We start from the raw sequence: 22,967 nt of genomic DNA on the forward strand, positions 1-22,967 counted from the left end.
GAAAGGAAAGCCAATCGATGCCGCAGGTGGATCCCGAACTCTTCGACCGCGGCCAGTTCCAGGCTGAACTGGCCCTGAAAGCAAGCCCTATTGCTGCTTTCAAGAAGGCGATCCGTCAGGCCCGCGAAGTGCTCGACGAGCGGTTTCGCAGTGGCCGGGATATTCGCCGGCTGATCGAGGATCGCGCCTGGTTTATCGACAATATCCTGCAACAGGCCTGGGAACAGTTTAACTGGAGCGAAGACGCCGATATCGCCCTCGTGGCGGTCGGTGGCTACGGTCGCGGCGAGCTGCACCCCTATTCCGACATCGATCTGCTGATTTTGCTGGACAGCGCCGATCACGAAATTTTTCGGGATTCCATCGAACGCTTTCTGACGTTGCTGTGGGACATCGGCCTGGAAGTCGGCCAGAGCGTTCGTTCGGTGGACGAATGCGCCGTCGAGGCCCGTGCCGACCTGACGGTCGTCACCAATCTGATGGAAAGCCGCACCATTTGCGGCCCCGAGCGGTTGCGCCAGCGCATGCTGGATGTCACCAGCACCGCGCACATGTGGCCGAGCAAGGAATTCTTCCTGGCCAAACGCGCCGAGCAAAAGGCCCGTCACCACAAATACAATGACACTGAATACAACCTGGAACCCAACGTCAAAGGCTCGCCCGGTGGCCTTCGGGATATTCAGACGATTCTGTGGGTGGCCCGTCGTGAATACGGCACCCTGAACCTGCGGGCTCTGGCGGGCGAAGGTTTCCTGGTGGAGAGCGAAAACGCCCTGCTGGCCTCGTCCCAGGAGTTTCTGTGGAAGGTACGTTACGCCCTGCACATGCTCGCCGGCCGCTCCGAAGACCGCCTGCTGTTCGATCACCAGCGCTCGATTGCGGGATTGCTGGGTTTCGCAGGCAATGACGCCAAGCAAGCCATCGAAAACTTCATGCAGCAGTACTACCGGGTGGTCATGAGCATTGCCCAGCTCAGCGACCTGATCATCCAGCACTTCGAAGAAGTGATCCTGGCCCCCGAAGACGAAGCGCCACCACAACCGATCAACTCGCGGTTCCAGCTGCACGACGGCTACATCGAGGCGCGTAACGACAACGTGTTCCGCCGTACGCCATTCGCCATGCTCGAGATCTTTGTGCTGATGGCCCAGCAACCGGAGATCAAAGGCGTACGCGCCGATACCATCCGCCTGCTGCGGGAAAATCGTCATCTTATCGACGACGATTTTCGCAACGACATTCGTAATACCAGCCTGTTCATCGAGCTGTTCAAGTGCAAGATCGGCATCCACCGCAATCTGCGGCGGATGAACCGTTACGGCATCCTTGGGCGCTATCTGCCAGAGTTCGGCTTCATTGTCGGGCAGATGCAGCATGACCTGTTTCATATCTATACGGTCGATGCCCATACCCTGAATCTGATCAAGCACTTGCGTAAGCTGCAGTACACCCAGGTGTCGGAAAAATTCCCGTTGGCCAGCAAGCTCATGGCCAAACTGCCCAAACCCGAACTGATTTACCTGGCCGGCCTGTACCACGACATCGGCAAAGGCCGGCATGGCGATCATTCGGAAATCGGCGCCGTGGATGCCGAAGCCTTTTGCCAGCGCCACCAATTGCCGATCTGGGACAGCCGCCTGATCGTGTGGCTGGTGCAGAACCATCTGGTGATGTCGACCACGGCCCAGCGCAAGGACCTTTCCGACCCGCACGTGATCCACGATTTCGCGCAGACCGTCGGCGATGAAACCCGCCTCGATTATCTGTATGTGCTGACCGTTGCAGACATCAACGCAACCAACCCGACGCTGTGGAATTCCTGGCGCGCGAGCCTGTTGCGCCAGCTTTACACCGAGACCAAGCGCGCCTTGCGTCGCGGCCTGGAAAACCCGGTGGACCGCGAAGAGCAGATCCGCCAGACCCAGAGCGCGGCACTGGACATCCTGGTACGCGGCGGCAACGATCCGGACGATGTCGAGCAGCTCTGGGCGCAATTGGGTGATGACTATTTCCTGCGCCACACCGCTGGCGACGTGGCCTGGCACACCGACGCGATCCTGCAGCAGCCGGCCGACGGCGGCCCGCTGGTACTGATCAAGGAAACCACCCAGCGCGAGTTCGAGGGCGGTACGCAGATCTTCATCTATGCACCGGATCAACACGACTTCTTCGCCGTGACCGTGGCGGCGATGGACCAGCTCAATCTGAACATTCACGACGCCCGGGTCATCACTTCCAGCAGCCAGTTCACCCTCGACACCTATATCGTGCTCGACACCGATGGCGACTCGATCGGCGACAACCCGGCACGGGTCAAGCAGATCCGCGAAGGCCTGACCGAAGCCCTGCGCAATCCGGACAACTACCCGACCATCATCCAGCGTCGGGTACCGCGCCAGCTCAAGCATTTCGCGTTTGCGCCACAGGTGACGATCCACAACGACGCCCAGCGTCCGGTGACGGTGCTGGAGCTCAGTGCGCCCGACCGCCCTGGGCTGCTGGCACGGATCGGGACGATTTTCCTAGAGTTCGATCTGTCGCTGCAAAACGCCAAGATCGCCACCTTGGGCGAGCGCGTGGAAGACGTGTTCTTCATCACCGACGCGAACAATCAGCCGCTATCCGACCCGTTGCTGTGCAGCCGTTTGCAGGATGCAATCGTCGAACAGCTGAGCGTCAGCCAGGAACCCGATATCAAACTTTCGCGCATTAGTATCTGAATTTACAAACTTCCCCCTGTGGGAGCGAGCCTATGTGGGAGCTGGCTTGCCTGCGATAGCATCACCTCGGTGCATCTGACGCACCGAGGCGCCTGAATCGCGGGCAAGCCCGGCTCCCACACAAAGCCCGCCTCCACATTAAAAGAGGCCCCCATGAACAACGCTCTGAACCAGTTGCAGCCCTACCCGTTCGAAAAGCTCCGCGCCCTGCTCGGCAGCGTCACGCCAAACCCGGACAAACGCGCCATTGCGCTGTCCATCGGCGAGCCGAAACACCGTTCGCCGAGCTTCGTCGCCGAAGCGCTGGCGAGCAATCTGGATCAGATGGCCGTATATCCGACCACGCTCGGCATTCCGGCCCTGCGTGAAGCCATTGCCGCCTGGTGCGAACGTCGCTTCAGCGTCCCGAACGACTGGCTCGACCCGGCGCGCAACGTACTGCCGGTCAACGGCACCCGTGAAGCGCTGTTCGCCTTCACCCAGACCGTGGTCAACCGTGGCGACGATGCCTTGGTAGTCAGCCCGAACCCGTTCTATCAGATCTATGAAGGCGCCGCGTTCCTGGCCGGGGCCAAGCCGCATTACCTGCCATGCCTGGATGAAAACGGCTTCAACCCGGATTTCGACGCCGTTTCGCCAGACATCTGGAAGCGCTGCCAAATCCTGTTCCTGTGCTCGCCGGGCAATCCGACCGGCGCGTTGATTCCGGTCGACACCCTGAAGAAGCTGATCGCCCTGGCCGACGAATACGACTTCGTGATCGCCGCCGACGAATGCTATAGCGAACTGTACTTCGACGAACAAACCCCACCGCCGGGCCTGCTCAGCGCCTGCGTGGAACTGGGCCGCAAGGACTTCAAGCGTTGCGTGGTGTTCCACAGCCTGTCCAAGCGCTCCAACCTGCCGGGCCTGCGTTCGGGCTTTGTGGCCGGTGATGCCGACATCCTCAAGGGCTTCCTGCTCTATCGCACCTACCACGGCTGCGCGATGCCGGTTCAGACCCAACTGGCCAGCGTTGCTGCATGGAATGATGAAGTGCATGTGCGCGCCAACCGCGCGCTGTACCGCGAGAAATACGATGCGGTGCTGGAGATTCTCAGCCCGGTGATGGATGTGCAGCGCCCGGATGGCGGTTTCTATCTGTGGCCGAACGTGCAAGGCGACGACGCGGCATTCTGCCGGGATCTGTTTGCCGAGGAACACGTGACCGTGGTGCCGGGCTCTTACCTGTCCCGTGAAGCGGATGGCGTCAACCCGGGCGCCGGGCGTGTACGGATGGCGCTGGTTGCACCGCTGGCGGAGTGCGTGGAAGCCGCCGAACGAATTCGTAACTTCGTACAGCGCCGCAAATAACCTCGCGCCGGCATAAACTCCAGGCGCTGCGCCCGCAGCGCCTTCAAACACAAATGCCGCTCCGGCAAATCCCCGAACGTTTGTGCTTAGGCCGGCCATTGAAGTGCCACATTCGCCGCTTAGAATGCAGGCCGACTGCTGCACCTAGGCTGCATGGAACAGCCCATGGCCAAGTCAAAAAGACAAACCCGACCACAGCCGACGCGAAACCGTCCGGTCATGGCATAATCCGTCACCTTTTATTTTCAGTACCAGCAAAGGGGGCAATTCCTTGACCGTTTCAAGCAAAACGTTGCACCTTTTCGGCATCAAAGCCTGCGACACCATGAAAAAGGCGCGCACCTGGCTCGATGAACACGCTGTCAGCTATGACTTCCATGATTACAAAACGGTCGGAATCGACCGTGAACACCTGAGCCGATGGTGCGATGAGCACGGCTGGCAAGTGGTGTTGAACCGTGCAGGTACGACCTTTCGCAAGCTCGACGACGAACGCAAAGCCGATCTCGACCAGCCGAAAGCCATCGAACTGATGCTCGCACAACCCTCGATGATCAAGCGCCCGGTGCTCGATCTCGGTGACCGAACCCTGATTGGCTTCAAGCCAGATATCTACGCGGCCGCACTCAAGTAAGGCAGCCCGTTCCATTTTGTTAGAGGTATCAACATGTCCACTACCCTGTTCAGCCTGGCCTTTGGTGTCGGCACTCAAAACCGTCAAGGCGCATGGCTGGAAGTGTTTTACGCGCAGCCACTGCTCAACCCGTCGGCCGAACTGGTCGCTGCCATCGCGCCTGTTCTGGGCTACACCGAAGGCAATCAGGCCATCGCCTTCAGCACCGCTCAGGCGTCCCAACTGGCTGAAGCGCTGAAAGGCGTCGATGCTGCCCAGGCTGCGCTGCTGACCCGTCTGGCCGAGAGTCACAAGCCGCTGGTCGCGACTATTTTGGCCGAAGACGCGCAACTGAGCTCCACGCCTGAGGCTTACCTCAAGTTGCATTTACTGTCCCATCGTCTGGTCAAGCCGCATGGCCTGAACCTGGCCGGGATCTTCCCGTTGCTGCCGAACGTGGCCTGGACCAGCCAGGGCGCGATCGACCTGGCCGAACTGGCCGAGCATCAACTGGAAGCCCGTCTGCGCGGCGAGCTGCTGGAAGTGTTCTCGGTGGACAAGTTCCCGAAGATGACCGACTACGTGGTACCGGCCGGCGTGCGTATCGCTGACGCGGCGCGTATCCGTCTGGGCGCTTACGTGGGCGAAGGTACCACCGTGATGCACGAAGGTTTCGTCAACTTCAACGCCGGCACTGAAGGCCCGGGCATGATCGAAGGTCGTGTGTCGGCGGGCGTGTTCGTCGGCAAGGGTTCGGACCTGGGCGGCGGTTGCTCGACCATGGGCACCCTGTCGGGTGGCGGCAACATCGTGATCAAGGTCGGTGAAGGCTGCCTGATCGGCGCCAACGCCGGTATCGGTATCCCGTTGGGCGACCGCAACACCGTTGAATCGGGCCTGTACGTGACGGCCGGCACCAAGGTGGCGCTGCTGGACGAGCACAACAAACTGGTCAAAGTCGTTAAAGCCCGTGAACTGGCTGGTCAACCTGACCTGCTGTTCCGTCGCAATTCGGAGACCGGTGCCGTGGAGTGCAAAACTCACAAATCGGCCATCGAACTGAACGAAGCGCTGCACGCTCACAACTAAGCAGCCACACGATTACCTGTGGGAGTGGGCTTGCTCACGAAGCTTTTCGGCGATCTCAAGAACGCCTTCGCGAGCAAGCCCGCTCCCACAGGGTCAGGCGTATGACACATGATGATTCCCTCTCCCTGGCGCGCCGACTTCCCAGCCATCGCCGCATTGCAACGGCAAGACCAGACTTATCTGGACAACGCCGCCACCACACAAAAACCTCAAGCCCTGCTGGATGCCCTGGCGCATTACTACGCCAACGGCGCGGCCAACGTGCATCGGGCGCAACACTTGCCCGGCGCCCATGCCACCCAAGCGTTCGAGGACAGCCGCAGAAAAGTTGCGCATTGGCTCAATGCCGGCGATTGCGGACAGATCATCTTTACCCACGGCGCGACGTCCGCGCTGAACCTCCTGGCCTATGGCCTGGAACACGTATTCAATCCGGGCGATGAAATTGTCATCAGCGCTCTGGAACATCACGCCAACCTGTTGCCGTGGCAGCAACTGGCCCACCGTCGCGACTTGAAACTGGTCATTCTGCCGCTCAATGCCGACGGTTTGATTGACCTTGAGGCCGCCGCTCGCCTGATCGGCCCGCGTACCCGCCTAATGGCGGTCAGCCAGCTGTCCAACGTGCTCGGCGCCTGGCAGCCGTTGCCCGCGTTACTGGCGATGGCCAAGGCGCACAACGCGCTGACCGTGGTCGACGGCGCTCAAGGCGTGGTGCATGGCCGGCATGACGTGCAGGCGCTGGGCTGCGACTTCTATGTGTTTTCCAGCCACAAGCTCTACGGCCCGGATGGCCTGGGTGCGCTGTTCGGTCGTCATGAAGCGCTCGAGCAACTGCGCCCGTGGCAGTTCGGTGGCGAAATGGTGCTGGATGCCAACTACCACGACGCACGCTTTCGTCCTGCGCCACTGGGGTTCGAGGCGGGTACGCCGCCGATTTCCAGCGTGATTGGCCTGGGAGCAACCCTGGACTATCTGGCCGCGCTGGATCAGGACGCCGTGTCCGCCCACGAAGCGGCGCTGCACGACTATTTGCTCAAAGGCCTTGAATCGCGCAACGGCATTCGTCTGCTGGGTAAGCCACAATTGGCACTGGCCAGTTTTGTCGTCGAGGGTGTGCATAACTCTGATCTGGCGCATTTACTGACCGAACAGGGAATCGCCGTACGCGCCGGTCATCATTGCGCCATGCCGTTGCTCAAAAGCTTTGAACTGGCCGGGGCGATTCGGGTGTCGTTGGCGTTGTACAACGATTCGGAAGACCTAGAGCGCTTTTTTGAAGCGCTGGATCAGGCCCTGGAGTTGCTGCGATGACCTTGCCCGCCGATGCCGTCATGGCGCTGGACACTTTTCAGAAGACTGCGAGCTGGGAGCAGCGGGCGCGGTTGCTGATGCAATGGGGCGACCGCCTGCCTGCGTTGAGCGATGTGGATAAAGTCGAAGCCAACCGCGTGCATGGCTGTGAAAGCCAGGTCTGGCTGGTCGGTGCGCTGCAGGACGGTCATTGGCAGTTCAGCGCCAGCAGCGATGCGCGCTTGATTCGCGGGCTGGTGGCGCTGCTGCTGGCACGGGTCAATGGGTTGTCGGCAGCTGAACTGCAGCAGGTGGATTTGCCGGATTGGTTTAATCAGCTAGGCCTGTCGCGGCAGTTGTCGTCGTCACGCAGTAATGGCCTCAATGCCGTGCTCCAGCGGATGAATGAGTTGGCTCAGTAAAAGGGCTGCTTCGCAGCCTATCGCGGGCAAGCCCGCTCCCACAGGGATTTGCGGTGAACCCAAATTTAACATCCAACCCGGATTAATGTGGGAGCGGGCTTGCCCGCGATGGGGCCATAAGCAACAACAATCAATCCTGAGGCTTGACCCGATCCGCCGGGCGCCGCACTCCAGCCACAATCTTATCCACAGCCTTGGTCGCCGCGACCATGCCGAATGTCGCCGTCACCATCATCACCGCGCCAAAGCCCCCGGCGCAGTCAAGCTTCACGCCATCACCGACAAAACTCTTCTGCAAGCAAATGCTGCCATCCGGTTTCGGGTAGCGCAGTTGCTCGGTGGAAAACACGCACGGGACGCTGTAGTGGCGGGTCACGGTGCGGGAGAAGCCGTAGTCGCGGCGCAACGTGGAGCGCACTTTCGACGCCAACGGATCATTGAACGTGCGGTTCAGGTCGCAGACCTGGATCAGTGTCGGGTCGATCTGCCCGCCCGCGCCGCCGGTGGTGATGATCTGGATCTTGCGACGCTTGCACCAGGCGATCAGCGCCGCTTTGGCGTTGACGCTGTCGATGCAGTCGATCACGCAGTCGATGTTCGGCGTGATGTACTCGGCCATGGTTTCACGGGTGACGAAGTCCGCCACCGCATGCACCGTGCAGTCCGGATTGATCCCGCGCAGGCGCTCGGCCATCACCTCGACCTTGGGCGTGCCGACGGTGCTGTCCAGCGCATGCAGTTGACGGTTGACGTTGCTGACGCAGACGTCGTCCAGGTCGAACAGCGAAATCTCGCCCACGCCACACCGGGCGACAGCTTCCGCCGCCCAGGAGCCAACGCCACCGACGCCGACGATCGCCACATGGGCCGCGCGCAAACGCTCCAGGCCTTCGATGCCATACAAGCGGGCGATGCCAGCAAACCGCGGATCTTCTGTACTCATGACCATTACCCCAAAAACCGGCGCGCATTATAGGGCCGTCGGCGGTCAAGAGCACCTTTGGGCTATGGACGGCAGTCTTGACGGCTTCAATTGACTACAAATTTATTGGAATTGGGCTATACCGCCCCGGTCAAAGAACTTAAGTCGACTTGGATTGCCCAACGTCCGGCATTTCCCTGTCCGCTGTACGGTCAGTGAACGCCCAGTGTAGGATGCGCGCCCCCGCCCCTTGGCAGCCGGCCGCCGACCGTTCCTTCGTTCAGCAGCTCCTGGAACCTGAAATAGCTATGTCATCGCGTAAATTTGGACTCAACCTGGTCGTGGTTCTTGCAATCGCCGCCTTGTTCACCGGTTTCTGGGCGTTGGTCAATCGCCCGGTCACCGCCCCCAACTGGCCTGAACAGATCTCCGGCTTTTCGTACTCGCCGTTTCAGCAAGGCCAGTACCCGCAAAAAGCCCAGTGGCCGACCGACGATGAAATGCGTCGCGACCTGGAGATCATGAGCAAGCTGACGGACAACATCCGGACCTACTCGGTCGACGGCACCCTGGAGAACATTCCCAAACTGGCGGAAGAATTCGGCCTGCGGGTGACCCTGGGGATCTGGATCAGCCCGGACGAAGAGCGCAACGAGCGCGAGATCACCCGCGCCATCGAAATCGCCAACACCTCGCGCAGCGTGGTTCGTGTGATTGTCGGTAACGAGGCGATCTTCCGTAAGGAAATCACTGCAGCAGAGCTGAGCCTGATCCTGGATCGCGTCCGCGCGGCCGTAAAGGTTCCGGTCACCACTTCTGAACAGTGGCACGTCTGGGAAGAAAACCCGAGCCTGGCCAAGCACGTCGACCTGATCGCCGCTCACATTCTGCCCTACTGGGAGTTCGTTCCGGTGGACAAGGCCGGTCAGTTCGTCCTCGACCGCGCCCGTGACCTGAAAAAGATGTTCCCGAAAAAACCGCTGCTGCTCTCCGAGGTCGGCTGGCCGAGCAACGGCCGCATGCGCGGTGGCGCCGATGCGTCGCCGGCGGACCAGGCGATCTACCTGCGCACGTTGGTCAACAAGCTCAACCGCCAAGGCTTCAACTACTTCGTGATCGAAGCGTTTGACCAACCGTGGAAAGCCAGTGACGAAGGTTCGGTGGGCGCGTACTGGGGCGTGTTCAACGCCGCGCGTCAGCAGAAGTTCAACTTCGAAGGCCCGGTCGTCGCGATCCCGCAATGGCGCGTATTGGCTATCGGCTCCGTAGTGCTGGCACTGCTGTCCCTGACCCTGCTGATGATCGACGGCTCCGCCCTGCGTCAACGCGGCCGCACCTTCCTGACCTTTATCGCATTCCTGTGCGGTTCGGTATTGGTGTGGATCGGTTACGACTACAGCCAGCAATACAGCACCTGGTTCAGCCTGACGGTGGGCTTCCTGCTCGCCCTCGGTGCACTCGGGGTGTTTATCGTTCTGCTGACCGAGGCCCATGAACTGGCCGAGGCGGTATGGACCCACAAACGCCGGCGTGAATTCCTGCCGGTAGAGGGTGATTCGGACTACCGACCGAAAGTGTCGATTCACGTACCGTGCTACAACGAGCCGCCGGAGATGGTCAAACAGACCCTCAACGCCCTGGCCAACCTCGACTATCCGGACTTCGAAGTCCTGATCATCGACAACAACACCAAGGACCCGGCGGTCTGGGAGCCGGTACGCGATTATTGCGAAACCCTCGGCCCGCGCTTCAAGTTCTTCCACGTGGCACCGTTGGCCGGTTTCAAAGGTGGCGCGCTGAATTACCTGATTCCGCACACCGCCAAGGATGCCGAAGTGATTGCGGTGATCGACTCGGACTACTGTGTCGACCCGAACTGGCTCAAGCACATGGTGCCGCACTTCGCGGACCCGAAAATCGCTGTGGTGCAGTCGCCACAGGATTACCGCGACCAGAACGAAAGCACCTTCAAGAAACTCTGCTACGCGGAATACAAAGGCTTCTTCCACATCGGCATGGTCACCCGCAACGACCGTGACGCGATCATCCAGCACGGCACCATGACCATGACCCGGCGCTCGGTGCTCGAGGAACTGGGCTGGGCCGACTGGTGCATCTGTGAAGACGCCGAACTGGGTCTGCGCGTGTTCGAAAAAGGTCTGTCGGCGGCGTATTACCACACCAGCTACGGCAAAGGCCTGATGCCCGATACCTTTATCGACTTCAAGAAACAGCGTTTCCGCTGGGCCTACGGGGCGATTCAGATCATCAAGCGTCATACCGCCAGCCTGCTGCGCGGCAAGGACACCGAACTGACCCGTGGCCAGCGTTACCACTTCCTCGCGGGCTGGTTACCGTGGGTGGCAGACGGCATGAACATCTTCTTCACCGTCGGCGCATTGTTGTGGTCGGCGGCGATGATCATCGTGCCGCAACGGGTCGATCCACCGCTGCTGATTTTCGCGATCCCGCCGTTGGCGCTGTTCGTGTTCAAGGTCGGCAAGATCATCTTCCTCTACCGTCGCGCGGTCGGGGTCAACCTCAAGGATGCGTTCTGCGCGGCATTGGCAGGGCTGGCGTTGTCGCACACCATTGCCAAAGCGGTGTTGTACGGTTTCTTCACCAGCAGCATTCCGTTCTTCCGCACCCCGAAAAACGCCGATAACCACGGCTTCTGGGTGGCGATTTCGGAGGCCCGCGAAGAGGTGTTCATCATGCTGCTGTTGTGGGGCGCGGCGCTGGGGATCTTCCTGGTGAACGGTTTGCCGAGCAACGACATGCGCTTCTGGGTGACCATGTTGCTGGTGCAGTCGCTACCGTACCTGGCGGCGCTGATCATGGCGTTCCTGTCTTCGCTGCCCAAACCGGTAGCCGAAGCCACGACCGCACCGGCTGTCTAAATCAGTACAGATGCACTAAACGGCGGCCAATGGCCGCCGTTTTGCTTTAAGATAACCGCCATTTTGCAGGCCTTGGCGTGATATACGGTCTTGTCAACTGAACTCAATCCCTGTGGGAGCGGGCTTGCCCGCGATGAGGCCGGAACATTCAAGATCCATATTGACTGTGCCGACGCCTTCGCGGGCAAGCCCGCTCCCACATTTGGCCCGCGCCCATATTTCATGTTTTCGGAGCTTTCCATGACGGCCCACGCCGACCTTTCGCCGACCCTTCAACTCGCCATCGACCTGATCCGCCGTCCGTCCGTGACGCCGGTCGACGCCGATTGCCAGAAGCAGATGATGCAGCGCCTGGGCGATGCCGGTTTCAAACTGGAACCGATGCGCATCGAAGATGTGGATAACTTCTGGGCGACTCACGGTAAACACGAAGGCCCGGTGCTGTGCTTCGCCGGCCATACCGACGTAGTCCCGACCGGTCCGGTAACCGCCTGGCAGATCGATCCGTTCAACGCGGTGATCGACGAGCACGGCATGCTCTGCGGTCGTGGCGCGGCAGACATGAAAGGCAGCCTCGCGGCCATGACCGTAGCCGCTGAGCGCTTCGTCGCCGACTACCCGGACCACAAGGGCAAGGTCGCTTTCCTGATCACCAGCGACGAGGAAGGCCCGGCGCATCACGGCACCAAAGCCGTAGTCGAACGCCTCGCCGCCCGTAAAGAACGTCTGGACTGGTGCATCGTCGGTGAACCGTCGAGCACTACACTGGTGGGTGACGTGGTCAAGAACGGCCGTCGCGGCTCCCTCGGCGCCAAATTGACCGTGCGCGGTGTGCAGGGTCACGTGGCGTATCCGCACCTGGCGAAGAACCCGATCCACCTCGCTGCCCCGGCGCTGGCCGAGCTCGCCGCCGAGCACTGGGACCACGGCAACGATTTCTTCCCGCCAACCAGTTTCCAGATTTCCAACGTCAATTCCGGCACCGGCGCGACCAACGTGATTCCGGGTGATCTGGTGGCGGTGTTCAACTTCCGCTTCTCCACCGAATCCACCGTCGAAGGCCTGCAAAAACGCGTCGCCGATATTCTCGATAAGCATGCTCTGGACTGGCACATCGACTGGGCGCTGTCCGGCCTGCCATTCCTCACCGAACCGGGCGCCCTGCTCGACGCGGTATCGGCGAGCATCAAGGACATCACCGGTCGCGAGACCAAGGCGTCCACCAGCGGCGGTACTTCCGACGGGCGCTTCATCGCGACCATGGGCACTCAGGTTGTCGAGCTGGGCCCGGTCAACGCGACGATCCACCAGGTCAACGAGCGTGTACTGGCGGCCGACCTCGATGTGCTGACCGAGATCTACTACCAGACCCTGATCAAGTTGCTCGCCTGATGCTTGCGTGTCCGATCTGCAGCGAACCGCTGAACGCGGTGGACAACGGCGTGGCTTGCCCCGCCGGGCATCGTTTCGACCGTGCGCGGCAGGGTTACCTGAACCTGTTGCCGGTGCAGCATAAAAACAGCCGCGACCCTGGGGATAACCTGGCGATGGTCGAAGCCCGTCGCGACTTTTTGAACGCTGGCCATTACGCGCCGGTGGCCAAGCGCCTGGCGGAACTGGCGGCGCACTACGCGCCCCAGCGCTGGCTGGACATCGGTTGTGGCGAGGGTTACTACACCGCGCAAATCGCCGAAGCCTTGCCCAACGCCGATGGCTATGCGCTGGACATTTCCCGGGAAGCGGTCAAACGCGCCTGCAAACGCAACCCTGCGCTGACCTGGTTGATCGCCAGCATGGCCCGGGTGCCGTTGGCCTCAGGCAGCTGCCAGTTTCTCGCCAGTGTTTTCAGCCCGCTGGACTGGGAAGAAGCCCAACGCCTGCTCAGCCCCGGCGGCGGCTTGATGAAAGTCGGGCCGACCAGCGGCCATCTGATGGAATTGCGCGAGCGGCTGTACGACGAAGTGCGCGAGTACACCGATGACAAGCACTTGGCATTGGTGCCAGAAGGCATGGCGCTGCAACACAGCGAAACCCTGGAGTTCAAACTGACGTTGGTCAGTGGTCAGGATCGCGCGAACCTGTTGGCCATGACACCCCATGGCTGGCGTGCCAGTGCCGAACGCCGGGCGGCGGTCATCGAACAAGTCGAACCGTTCGAGGTCACTGTGTCGATGCGCTACGATTATTTCGTACTTCAATAACTCTTAATTTTTGGTCTTGAGCAACGGCTCGAGGCCGGCTAAATCCGCGAATGGATTTTTCAGACCCGCAGTGAGGACATCCATGCGCCAACCCGATATCGAGATTTACCTCAAAGACGCCGACGTCGACTACAAGGCCATCGCGGCCTGGCTCGGCGCGGCTTTAGGCCCGTGCACCGATTGGGTCCAGAAAGGCCAGACCTACAAGTGCAAGGCCGGCAACGTGCCAGTTACCTGGCTGCCAAAAGCTGTCGGCAAATGGAACAGCCTTTACCTGGAAAGCGACCAGACCCCATGGGAAGACGACATCGCCTGCGCCCGCGCAGCCTTTGCCGCGCTGAACGTCGAAGTGCGTTGCGCGCCGGGCAGCTGGGTCGAGGAAGAAGGTGAAGAGACGGCCGATCGCTGGATGCGGATCAGCGTTGATGGTGAAGAAGAGATCACCTGGAAAACCGCGTAAAAGCCGTACAACGGACCTGTGGGAGCGGGCTTGCCCGCGATTGCGGTTTGTCAGTCACATCATTGTTGGATGTGCCGCCGTCATCGCGGGCAAGCCACGCTCCCACAGGGTATTGTGTGATTTTGAAGGGTTGTGTTTACAGACCCACCACATCCTCAGCCTGCAAGCCCTTCTCCCCGGTCACCACCGCATACTCAACCTGCTGACCTTCAGTCAGCGAGCGATGCCCTTCGCCGCGGATCGCGCGGTAGTGCACGAACACGTCCACCCCGTCCTCGCGCTGAATGAAGCCATAGCCCTTGGCGTCGTTGAACCACTTCACATTGCCGGTTTCGCGCGTAGCCATATCTAGTTACCCCCTTGTTTTTATTTTGAACGGCCGAGTATATGACAGCCGCGCAAACTCTCAACTCAAGTTTACTTAGCCGCTTTTTTGCCGATTTTCGGCGAATACGGCACACTATCGGCCGCCCGAGCATTTGCTCGGTTTTATCCACTCACGCAGAAGCCGTATGACCCGCTCCCCGTTCCGCCGTCTTGTGTTTGGCACCCTGCGCCGACTGCTGTACCTCTGGGTTCGCTCGGAGACGATCAACCAGTCGTCGTTCACCCTTAACCTCGACCGCAGCCGGCCGGTGTTCTACGTCCTGCAAAATCCTTCACTGACCGACCTCGCCGTGGTCGATACCGAATGCAGCAAGGCCGGCCTGCCGCGCCCGGTGTTGCCGGTGTCGGTGGGTGCGTTGGTGGAGCCCGCCGCGTTCTTTTACCTGACGCCGGAGCCCGACTGGCTCGGCCGTCAGGACAAACGTGGCGCACCACCGACCCTGACCCGTCTGGTCAGCGCCCTGAGCCAGAACGCCGCCGAAGACGCGCAGATCATTCCGGTCAGCGTGTTCTGGGGCCAGTCGCCGGACAGCGAATCGAGCCCGTGGAAACTGCTGTTCGCCGACAGCTGGGCCGTTACCGGGCGTTTGCGGCGGCTGCTGAGCATCATTGTGCTCGGGCGCAAGACCCGGGTGCAGTTCTCGGCGCCGATTCATCTGCGAGAGCTGATCGATCACAACAAAGGCCACGAGCGCACTGTGCGCATGGCCCAGCGGATTCTGCGGGTGCACTTTCGCAACCTGAAAGCCGCGGTGATCGGCCCGGACATTTCCCACCGCCGCAACCTGGTCAAAGGCCTGCTCAATCAGCCCTCGGTCAAACAGGCGATCCTCGACGAAGCCGAGCGCGAGAATATTTCTCCGGAAAAAGCCAAGGCCCAGGCCCTGCGTTACGGCAATGAGATCGCCTCGGACTACACCTACACCGCGATCCGCTTTCTGGAAGTGGTGCTGAGCTGGTTCTGGAACAAAATCTACGACGGGATCAAGGTCAACCACATCGAAGGTGTGCAGAAAGTCGCCCAGGGTCACGAAGTGATCTACGTGCCGTGCCACCGCAGCCACATCGACTACTTGTTGCTCTCGTATCTGCTGTTCCGCAACGGCCTGACTCCGCCGCACATTGCCGCCGGGATCAACCTCAACATGCCGGTGATCGGTAGCCTGCTACGGCGTGGCGGCGCGTTCTTCATGCGCCGCACCTTCAAGGGCAACCCCCTTTACACCTCGGTGTTCAACGAGTACCTGCACACCCTGTTCACCAAAGGCTTCCCGGTCGAGTACTTCGTCGAGGGCGGCCGTTCGCGCACCGGGCGCATGCTGCAACCGAAAACCGGGATGCTCGCGATCACCCTGCGCAGCTTCCTGCGTTCGTCGCGCATGCCGATCGTGTTCGTGCCGGTGTACATCGGTTACGAGCGCGTGCTGGAAGGCCGCACTTACCTCGGCGAATTGCGTGGTGCGAGCAAGAAGAAAGAATCGATCTTCGACATTTTCAAAGTCATCGGCGCGCTCAAACAGCGTTTCGGTCAGGTCGCGGTCAACTTCGGTGAACCGATCAAACTGGCGGAATTCCTCGACAGCGAACAGCCAGACTGGCGCCAACAGGCACACGGCCCGCAATTCAAACCGGCCTGGCTCAACGAAACCACCAACCGCCTCGGCGAGAAAGTCGCGCAGCATCTAAACGAAGCGGCGGCGATCAACCCAGTGAATCTGGTAGCCCTGGCGTTGCTGTCCACCAGCCGCCTGGCGCTGGACGACCGCGCCATGGCGCGGGTGCTGGATTTATATCTGGCGCTGCTGCGCAAGGTTCCCTACTCGCCACACACCACCCTGCCGGACGGTGACGGTCGCGCGTTGATCGAGCACGTGAAGGACATGGACCTGCTGTCCGAGCAAAGCGATGCGCTGGGCAAGATTCTGTACCTGGACGAACAAAACGCCGTCCTGATGACCTACTACCGCAATAACGTGCTGCACATCTTCGCGTTGCCGTCGTTACTGGCGAGTTTCTTCCAGAGCACCTCGCGCATGAGCCGCGAGCAGATCCTGCGCTACACCCGCGCACTGTATCCGTACCTGCAATCGGAGCTGTTCATTCGCTGGTCGCTGGACGAACTTGACGGCGTAATCGATCAATGGCTCGAAGCCTTCGTCGAGCAAGGCCTGCTGCGTTTCGAGAAAGACGTGTACCTGCGTCCGGCACCGAGCTCGCGGCATTTCGTGTTGCTGACGCTGCTGTCAAAAAGCATCGCCCAGACCTTGCAGCGCTTCTACATGACCGTTTCCCTGCTGCTCAACAGCGGCCAGAACAGCATCAGCGCCGAAGAGCTCGAAGACCTGTGCACCGTCATGGCCCAGCGCCTGTCGATCCTCCACGGCCTGAACGCCCCTGAGTTCTTCGACAAGAGCCTGTTCCGTCACTTCATCCAGACGATGCTGGACCTCGACGTGCTGCGCCGCGATGAAGCCGGCAAGCTGAGCTATCACGAACTGTTAGGCGAACTGGCCGAAGGCGCGGCCAAACGGGTATTGCCGGCGGAGATTCGTTTGTCGATCCGTCAGGTGGCGCTGCATCGCAGTGAAGACGCGGCAGACCAAGTCGCGACTCCAGCGCAGACCGTCTAAATTCCTACAAGCGCCAGGCTTCTTCTGGCGCCTTCGATATGGAGATCTTCGATGAAAAAACTCTCACTCGTCCTGCTGACTACCCTGCTCGGTGCCTGTCAGTCGACCCAACCGACCGCCAACGCCGACCTCGACGGCGAAGTGTTCTACCTGCAACGCATCGCCCTGCCACCGAGCGCAACCTTAAGCGTCAGCTTGCAAGATGTGTCCCTGGCCGACGCACCGGCGGTAGTACTCGCCGAGCAGAAAGGCCCGGTCAAAGGCCAGGTGCCGTTGCCGTTCCATTTGAGCTACGATCCGGCGCAGGTCAAACCCGGCCATCGCTATTCGGTCAGCGCCCGCATCGAAGTCAATGGCGAGCTGATGTTCATCACCACTGAAAATCACGCGGTGAAACTGGACGGCAAAGATCCGCAGCCACTGAAAATCCGCGTCGACGCAGCCCGCTAACTCTCTTTTATGAACAAGGAAGCCGCCATGCTCCGCCCTACCCTTCGCTTCGCCGGCCTGTGCGCAGGCTTGATGATCTGCGCCAACGCCCTGGCAGGGTCTCTCAGTGACCTGTCGCAACAAGACGCCACCGGCGGTCTCAAGGACGCCCTGACCCAAGGCGCGCAACTGGCCGTTAAACAACTCGGCACACCCGGCGGCTTCAGCAACAACCCGGATGTGAAGATCGAACTGCCGGGCAAGCTGGGTAAAGTCGCCAAGAAAATGAAACAGTTCGGCATGGGTGATCAAGTCGATCAACTGGAAACCAGTATGAACAAAGCGGCTGAAACGGCCGTGACGCAAGCCCAGCCGATTCTGGTGGATGCGGTGAAGAAGATGACCGTGGAAGATGCCAAGGGCATCCTCAGCGGCGGCAAGGACTCGGCCACTCAGTACCTGAGCAAAACCAGCCGCGAGCAGATCCGCACCAAGTTCCTGCCGATCGTCAAACAAGCCACCGACCAGGTCGGTTTGGCCCAGCAGTACAACGCCTTCGCCGGACAAGCCGCGACCCTGGGCGCGCTGGATGCGAAAAATGCCAACATCGAAAGCTACGTGACCGAGCAGGCGTTGAACGGTTTGTTCGAGATGATTGGCAAGCAGGAAGAAACCATTCGCCAGAACCCCGCGGCGGCGGCGACCAGTTTGGCGAAGAAGGTGTTTGGTACGCTCTAAACCTGACATGGAACCCTGTGGGAGCGGGCTTGCTCGCGAAAGCGATCAGACAGTCACATCAGTGTTGGATGGACCGCCGCTTGAGCGAGCAAGCCCGCTCCCACAAAGGATCAGGTCGCCGACGCTGCCCGCAGGAAGAACACCCACTCGCGCCCCATCCTCCTTTTCTCGAACACCATCAACTCGACCAACCCGTTCAGGGTGGCCGACGCGGTGTTGTAAGAGCAGTTCAGATTCTCCTTCACATTGACCGCCGTGAACTCCTTGGCCATTCCACTCTTGGCCACTTGGTATACGGCTCGCTGTTTCTCGGTGAGCTGATCGAAAAAACCCGACTCCAGCAGCCAACGATCAAAGCTTTCGGTATAGGCCAGGCTTTTTCGATAAGCCTCGGTAAAAGCGCTGACTGCCCTGGAGATGACTGAACACTGGAAGTCGATGAAATAGGTCAGATCCAGATCATCGGCCTCGGTATTCAGATACGAGCGCCCGTATTTCACCGGCGCATTGCGCAGCAACAAGCTGATCGCGATGTAGCGAAAGGCCGAGAAGTCATTCTTGAACATGAACCAGTAAAACAGAGCCCGCGCGACCCGACCGTTGCCGTCGCGAAAAGGATGCTCATAGCCCAGGGCAAAATGCAGCGCGATACCTTTGATCAATGGATGAAGGTAATCCACTTGACCGGGATCGTCGTGAGACTGGTTGATCCACTTCGACAGCACCTGCAATCGCGACGCGAGCCCCGCTACGGGTGGCGGCGTATGCACGATATTACCTTCGCCATCCTGCACTACCACGTCATCGTTGATCCTGAAGGCACCCGGTGAATATTGCGGGTCATCGATACCTTCGACGCCGACACGATGCATCGCCGCGATCAGCTCGACGCTCAAGGGCTCGTAACGCTTTTCCCAGGCGAAGTTCATCATTTTGTAGTTACCATTGACCATCCGCTCATCCGGTGTGCGCGGCAGGCGTTTGCGTTTGAGCATGTCCTTGGCCACTCGGGTTGTGGTCGCCGCACCTTCGAGCTGGCTGCTGCTGATGGCTTCATCTTCGATCAGATCGTTGAGCAGATAGCTGAAATGCGCGCGCTCGCCGATCTGTCCGGTCATGTATTCCAGCGCTGCCGTCGTCGCTTGTCGATCAACGGCCGAAACAGCTTTCTGGGCCAACGGGGTCAGCACAAATTGGCCCCATTGAATGGGCTCGCCCAATGGCAAAAGGCTGGAATACTGCGCGGTCCGGGCTTTCTTGACCAAGGCCCAGCACAGATTCGGATCCAGCCCCGGCGCCCAGCGGTAGCGCAACTCATCGAATGGAAGGTAACGCCCCTGATCGTCCAGAGGCTTGAGCAGTGCGAGATAGTCCGAGAGGCGTTCCTTGTGGGGCGATTGCCCCAACAGATCGAACACCGGGTCGGATCGGCCCTTCAGCATGGGCGGCTTTTTCATTATCGGTGTCTCAAAAACTCACGAAATTGAGTCTTGAGTACAACAGCGCACCTGGGTTGACTCAATATCAGACGGATCTGAAATATGTGTAGGAGCCGGGACTGCCTTCGCGGGCAAGCCTCGCTCCTTGTAAATGGGTCGGCGTATGTCTGAGGGAAATTGGTCGGCTGTCAGGCCGCCTTCGCGAGCAAGCCCGCTCCCACAGTGGAGCGGCGTACACCCGCCCCTCTCCACCAACCAACAGCATGGTCGGCCCGAAGGCCGCCAAGATCAAAGGATCACACAACCTCTTTCTTGACCCTGAACCAAGCCGCATACAACGCCGGCAAAAACAGCAACGTCAACGCCGTCGCCACAATCAGCCCGCCCATGATCGCCACCGCCATCGGCCCAAAAAACACACTGCGTGACAACGGAATCATCGCCAGCACCGCCGCCAGCGCCGTCAGCACAATCGGTCGGAACCGCCGCACCGTCGCCTCGATAATCGCCTGCCAAGGCTTAAGCCCGGCAGCGATATCCTGCTCGATCTGATCCACCAGAATCACCGAGTTACGCATGATCATCCCGGACAAGGCGATGGTCCCGAGCATCGCCACAAAACCGAACGGCTGGCGGAACACCATCAGAAACAGCGTCACACCGATCAGCCCCAACGGCGCCGTCAGAAACACCATGACGGTGCGTGAGAAACTGCGCAGTTGCAGCATCAGCAACGTCAGCACTACCACGATAAACAGCGGCACACCGGCCTTCACCGAGTTCTGCCCGCGAGCCGAGTCTTCTACCGTACCGCCGACGTCCAGCAGATAGCCGTCTGGCAGTTCGGCACGAATTGGATCGAGGGTCGGCATGATTTGCTGCACCAGCGTCGCCGGTTGCTCCTTGCCGTAGATATCGGCGCGAACCGTCACGTTGGGCAGGCGGTTACGGTGCCAGATGATGCCTTCTTCAAAGCCGTATTCCAGCGTGGCAATCTGCGACAGCGCCACGCTGCGCCCATTGTCGGTCGGCACGGCCAGGCTTGGCAGCAACGCCAATTCGGTGCGCTCATGCACGGTGCCGCGCAGCAGGATCTCGATCAACTCGTTGTCTTCGCGGTACTGGCTGACACTGGCACCGGTCAGCGAGCCTCGCAGGAAAGTCGAGAGGTTCGCCGTGCTCACGCCCAGTGCTCGTGCGCGGTCCTGATCGACGTTCAGGTAAACGACTTTGCTCGGCTCTTCCCAGTCCAGATGCACGTTGGCCACGTGTGGGTTCTCGCGAACCTTGGCCGCGACTTTACGGGCCAATGCGCGGACTTCCTCGATGTGCTCACCGGTGACCCGGAACTGCACCGGATAGCCAACCGGCGGGCCGTTCTCCAGCCGAGTGACCCGCGAGCGCAAGGCAGGGAATTGTTCGTTGAGGGTTTCAATCAGCCAGGTGCGCAGGGTTTCGCGATCCTCGATGGTTTTGGCCAAGACGACAAACTGGGCGAAGCTCGCTGCTGGAAGTTGCTGATCCAGCGGCAGATAGAACCGCGGCGAACCTGTGCCGACGTAAGCCACGTAGTTGTCGATCCCGGCGCGATCCTTGAGCAGGCCTTCGAGGCGTTTGACCTCCTCGGCGGTGTTGCTCAAAGAGGCCCCTTCGGCCAGTTTCAGATCGACCATCAACTCCAGCCGCCCCGAAGCCGGGAAGAACTGCTGCGGCACGAAACGGAACAGCACCACTGACGCGATGAACATCACGATGGTCAGGACGATCACCGTTTTGCGCCGACGCACGCACCACTCCACCAGCCGTCTGACACGCTGATAGAACGGCGTGCCATAAGGGTCGGGTTGGCCGTCGCCGGTGCCGTGTTTGGCGGCGTGAATTTTCGCCAGGTCTGGCAGGAGTTTTTCCCCCAGATAAGGCACAAACACCACGGCGGCAATCCACGACGCCACCAGTGCAATGGTTACCACCTGGAAGATCGAGCGGGTGTATTCACCGGTGCCCGATTGCGCGGTGGCAATCGGCAGGAAACCGGCAGCGGTGATCAACGTACCGGTGAGCATCGGGAACGCGGTGCTGGTCCAGGCATAGCTGGCGGCCTTGACCCGGTCGAAGCCCTGCTCCATTTTGATCGCCATCATTTCCACGGCGATGATCGCGTCGTCCACCAGCAACCCCAGCGCCAGCACCAGTGCGCCGAGGGAAATCTTGTGCAGCCCGATGCCGAGGTAATACATACAGGCGAAGGTCATCGCCAACACCAGCGGAATCGCCAGGGCTACGACCATGCCGGTGCGCACACCGAGGGAGAAGAAGCTCACCAGCAACACAATCGCCAGCGCCTCTACCAGCACCTGAACAAACTCGCCGACACCGGTTTTCACCGCGGCGGGTTGATCGGACACCTTGCGCAACTGCATGCCGGCCGGGAGGTTTTTCTGGATCCGGGCGAATTCGACTTCCAGCGCTTTGCCCAGAATCAGAATGTCGCCGCCATCCTTCATGGCCACGGCCAGGCCGATGGCGTCTTCAGCCATGAAGCGCATGCGCGGCGCCGGTGGATCGTTGAAGCCACGACGAACGTTCGCCACATCACCGATGCGGAACGTGCGATCACCGACGCGGATCGGGAAGTTCTTGATCTCGTCGACTGTCTGAAAATTCCCCGAAACCCGTAGCTGCAAACGCTCACTGGTGGTTTCGAAGAACCCTGCGGTGGACATCGCGTTCTGCTCTTCAAGCGCCTGCTGCACCACCGCCAACGGCAACCCGAGGGTGGCCAGTTTGACGTTGGAGAGTTCGATCCAGATCTTCTCGTCCTGCAACCCGAGCAGGTCGACCTTGCCCACATCCTTGACCCGCTGCAGCTGAATCTGGATGCGATCGGCGTAGTCCTTGAGCACCGCGTAATCAAATCCTTCGCCAGTCAGGGCGTAGATATTGCCGAAGGTGGTACCGAATTCATCGTTGAAGAAGGGCCCCTGGATGCCCGGCGGCAGGGTGTGGCGAATGTCGCTGATCTTCTTGCGGACCTGATACCAGAGGTCCGGAATTTCCACCGAGTGCATGGAGTCCCGGGCCATGAATGTCACTTGGGACTCACCCGGGCGGGAGAACGAAGCGATCCGTTCATACTCGCCGGTTTCCATCAGTTTCTTTTCAATACGCTCGGTAACCTGCCGCGATACTTCCTCAGCCGTGGCGCCCGGCCAGTTGGTACGAATCACCATGGCCTTGAAGGTGAACGGCGGGTCTTCGCTTTGGCCGAGCTTGGTGTAGGACAACGCGCCGACGACGGCCAGCAAGAGCATCAGGAACAGTACGATCTGGCGGTTACGCAGCGCCCATTCGGAAAGATTGAAACCCATCGG

General features: G+C 60.3%; 17 protein-coding genes. 13 read left to right on the forward strand and 4 right to left on the reverse strand.

Annotated features, from left to right (window positions below):
* The first annotated feature begins 17 nt into the window (after positions 1 to 17).
* The 6 genes from PSH65_RS26175 (at position 18) to PSH65_RS26200 (ending at position 7,490) form a co-directional block, all read left to right on the forward strand.
* Positions 18 to 2,720, forward strand: a complete 2,703-nt coding sequence (locus PSH65_RS26175; RefSeq protein ID WP_305423212.1) for a [protein-PII] uridylyltransferase — start codon at positions 18 to 20, stop codon at positions 2,718 to 2,720.
* Positions 2,721 to 2,873: 153 nt separating this feature from the next.
* The gene (gene dapC, locus PSH65_RS26180) at positions 2,874 to 4,073 is read left to right on the forward strand and encodes a succinyldiaminopimelate transaminase (RefSeq protein WP_305423213.1); all 1,200 of its coding nucleotides are present in this window, start codon (positions 2,874 to 2,876) and stop codon (positions 4,071 to 4,073) included.
* Between the two features lie 271 nt (positions 4,074 to 4,344).
* Positions 4,345 to 4,707, forward strand: coding sequence for an ArsC family reductase (locus PSH65_RS26185; protein ID WP_305423214.1), 363 nt, complete (start codon positions 4,345 to 4,347; stop codon positions 4,705 to 4,707).
* Positions 4,708 to 4,740: 33 nt separating this feature from the next.
* Complete coding sequence (gene dapD, locus PSH65_RS26190; RefSeq protein ID WP_305423216.1) at positions 4,741 to 5,775, forward strand: 2,3,4,5-tetrahydropyridine-2,6-dicarboxylate N-succinyltransferase; 1,035 nt, start codon at positions 4,741 to 4,743, stop codon at positions 5,773 to 5,775.
* Positions 5,776 to 5,883: 108 nt separating this feature from the next.
* Positions 5,884 to 7,089 (forward strand): aminotransferase class V-fold PLP-dependent enzyme, encoded by a 1,206-nt coding sequence (locus PSH65_RS26195; RefSeq protein ID WP_305423217.1) that lies wholly within the window; start codon positions 5,884 to 5,886, stop codon positions 7,087 to 7,089.
* Entirely contained in the window at positions 7,086 to 7,490 is a 405-nt protein-coding gene (locus PSH65_RS26200) for a SufE family protein (protein WP_305423218.1), read from the forward strand. The genes PSH65_RS26195 and PSH65_RS26200 overlap by 4 nt, the downstream gene beginning before the upstream one ends.
* Before the next feature lie 130 nt (positions 7,491 to 7,620).
* Here the strand turns inward: PSH65_RS26200 and tcdA are convergent, their stop codons facing one another.
* A complete protein-coding gene (tcdA, locus tag PSH65_RS26205) occupies positions 7,621 to 8,433 on the reverse strand; it encodes a tRNA cyclic N6-threonylcarbamoyladenosine(37) synthase TcdA (RefSeq protein WP_370694669.1) in 813 nt (270 codons plus the stop codon).
* Between the two features lie 287 nt (positions 8,434 to 8,720).
* On the opposite strand from tcdA, the gene PSH65_RS26210 reads away from it, so the two are divergent.
* From PSH65_RS26210 to PSH65_RS26225, 4 genes are all read left to right on the forward strand, one after another.
* Positions 8,721 to 11,312: a glycosyltransferase gene (locus PSH65_RS26210; protein WP_305423222.1), complete on the forward strand. Its 2,592-nt coding sequence runs from the start codon at positions 8,721 to 8,723 to the stop codon at positions 11,310 to 11,312.
* A 240-nt stretch (positions 11,313 to 11,552) separates the two neighbouring features.
* A complete protein-coding gene (gene dapE / locus PSH65_RS26215; RefSeq protein ID WP_305423224.1) occupies positions 11,553 to 12,704 on the forward strand; it encodes a succinyl-diaminopimelate desuccinylase in 1,152 nt (383 codons plus the stop codon).
* On the forward strand, positions 12,704 to 13,513 hold the full coding sequence (locus PSH65_RS26220) for a putative RNA methyltransferase (RefSeq protein WP_305423225.1): 810 nt from the start codon (positions 12,704 to 12,706) through the stop codon (positions 13,511 to 13,513). The genes dapE and PSH65_RS26220 overlap by 1 nt, the downstream gene beginning before the upstream one ends.
* An 82-nt stretch (positions 13,514 to 13,595) precedes the next feature.
* Complete coding sequence (locus tag PSH65_RS26225; protein WP_038979139.1) at positions 13,596 to 13,973, forward strand: hypothetical protein; 378 nt, start codon at positions 13,596 to 13,598, stop codon at positions 13,971 to 13,973.
* Positions 13,974 to 14,109: 136 nt separating this feature from the next.
* On the opposite strand, the gene PSH65_RS26230 is transcribed toward PSH65_RS26225, so the two are convergent.
* Complete coding sequence (locus PSH65_RS26230) at positions 14,110 to 14,319, reverse strand: cold-shock protein (RefSeq protein ID WP_007964248.1); 210 nt, start codon at positions 14,317 to 14,319, stop codon at positions 14,110 to 14,112.
* A gap of 166 nt (positions 14,320 to 14,485) precedes the next feature.
* On the opposite strand from PSH65_RS26230, the gene plsB reads away from it, so the two are divergent.
* From plsB to PSH65_RS26245, 3 genes are read left to right on the forward strand one after another with little or no spacing between them, the layout of a single operon-like run.
* The gene (gene plsB / locus PSH65_RS26235; RefSeq protein ID WP_305423227.1) at positions 14,486 to 16,990 is read left to right on the forward strand and encodes a glycerol-3-phosphate 1-O-acyltransferase PlsB; all 2,505 of its coding nucleotides are present in this window, start codon (positions 14,486 to 14,488) and stop codon (positions 16,988 to 16,990) included.
* Between the two features lie 51 nt (positions 16,991 to 17,041).
* Positions 17,042 to 17,440 carry a YbaY family lipoprotein gene (locus tag PSH65_RS26240; RefSeq protein WP_305423229.1) on the forward strand — a complete coding sequence of 133 codons (399 nt, stop codon included), beginning with the start codon at positions 17,042 to 17,044 and terminating at the stop codon, positions 17,438 to 17,440.
* Between the two features lie 27 nt (positions 17,441 to 17,467).
* Positions 17,468 to 18,157, forward strand: coding sequence for a DUF4197 domain-containing protein (locus PSH65_RS26245; protein ID WP_050682631.1), 690 nt, complete (start codon positions 17,468 to 17,470; stop codon positions 18,155 to 18,157).
* Positions 18,158 to 18,267: 110 nt separating this feature from the next.
* On the opposite strand, the gene PSH65_RS26250 is transcribed toward PSH65_RS26245, so the two are convergent.
* Both PSH65_RS26250 and PSH65_RS26255 read right to left on the reverse strand, forming a co-directional pair.
* Positions 18,268 to 19,614 (reverse strand): Fic family protein, encoded by a 1,347-nt coding sequence (locus PSH65_RS26250; RefSeq protein WP_305423232.1) that lies wholly within the window; start codon positions 19,612 to 19,614, stop codon positions 18,268 to 18,270.
* A gap of 278 nt (positions 19,615 to 19,892) precedes the next feature.
* Positions 19,893 to 22,964, reverse strand: a complete 3,072-nt coding sequence (locus tag PSH65_RS26255) for an efflux RND transporter permease subunit (protein ID WP_305423233.1) — start codon at positions 22,962 to 22,964, stop codon at positions 19,893 to 19,895.
* Between the last annotated feature and the right edge of the window lie 3 nt (positions 22,965 to 22,967).

Origin of the sequence: Pseudomonas sp. FP603, assembly GCF_030687415.1 — a bacterium.
In the GTDB taxonomy this organism is placed as follows: Bacteria; Pseudomonadota; Gammaproteobacteria; order Pseudomonadales; family Pseudomonadaceae; genus Aquipseudomonas; species Aquipseudomonas wuhanensis.

Coding starts and splice junctions, on each gene's coding strand:
- PSH65_RS26210 (WP_305423222.1), top strand. CDS start 8,721: ATGTCATCGCGTAAATTTGGACTCAACCTGGTCGTGGTTCTTGCAATC.
- PSH65_RS26250 (WP_305423232.1), bottom strand. CDS start 19,614: ATGAAAAAGCCGCCCATGCTGAAGGGCCGATCCGACCCGGTGTTCGAT.
- PSH65_RS26240 (WP_305423229.1), top strand. CDS start 17,042: ATGAAAAAACTCTCACTCGTCCTGCTGACTACCCTGCTCGGTGCCTGT.
- dapE (WP_305423224.1), top strand. CDS start 11,553: ATGACGGCCCACGCCGACCTTTCGCCGACCCTTCAACTCGCCATCGAC.
- PSH65_RS26255 (WP_305423233.1), bottom strand. CDS start 22,964: ATGGGTTTCAATCTTTCCGAATGGGCGCTGCGTAACCGCCAGATCGTA.
- dapC (WP_305423213.1), top strand. CDS start 2,874: ATGAACAACGCTCTGAACCAGTTGCAGCCCTACCCGTTCGAAAAGCTC.
- PSH65_RS26230 (WP_007964248.1), bottom strand. CDS start 14,319: ATGGCTACGCGCGAAACCGGCAATGTGAAGTGGTTCAACGACGCCAAG.
- PSH65_RS26175 (WP_305423212.1), top strand. CDS start 18: ATGCCGCAGGTGGATCCCGAACTCTTCGACCGCGGCCAGTTCCAGGCT.
- PSH65_RS26245 (WP_050682631.1), top strand. CDS start 17,468: ATGCTCCGCCCTACCCTTCGCTTCGCCGGCCTGTGCGCAGGCTTGATG.
- dapD (WP_305423216.1), top strand. CDS start 4,741: ATGTCCACTACCCTGTTCAGCCTGGCCTTTGGTGTCGGCACTCAAAAC.
- tcdA (WP_370694669.1), bottom strand. CDS start 8,433: ATGAGTACAGAAGATCCGCGGTTTGCTGGCATCGCCCGCTTGTATGGC.
- PSH65_RS26200 (WP_305423218.1), top strand. CDS start 7,086: ATGACCTTGCCCGCCGATGCCGTCATGGCGCTGGACACTTTTCAGAAG.
- plsB (WP_305423227.1), top strand. CDS start 14,486: ATGACCCGCTCCCCGTTCCGCCGTCTTGTGTTTGGCACCCTGCGCCGA.
- PSH65_RS26220 (WP_305423225.1), top strand. CDS start 12,704: ATGCTTGCGTGTCCGATCTGCAGCGAACCGCTGAACGCGGTGGACAAC.
- PSH65_RS26225 (WP_038979139.1), top strand. CDS start 13,596: ATGCGCCAACCCGATATCGAGATTTACCTCAAAGACGCCGACGTCGAC.
- PSH65_RS26195 (WP_305423217.1), top strand. CDS start 5,884: ATGATGATTCCCTCTCCCTGGCGCGCCGACTTCCCAGCCATCGCCGCA.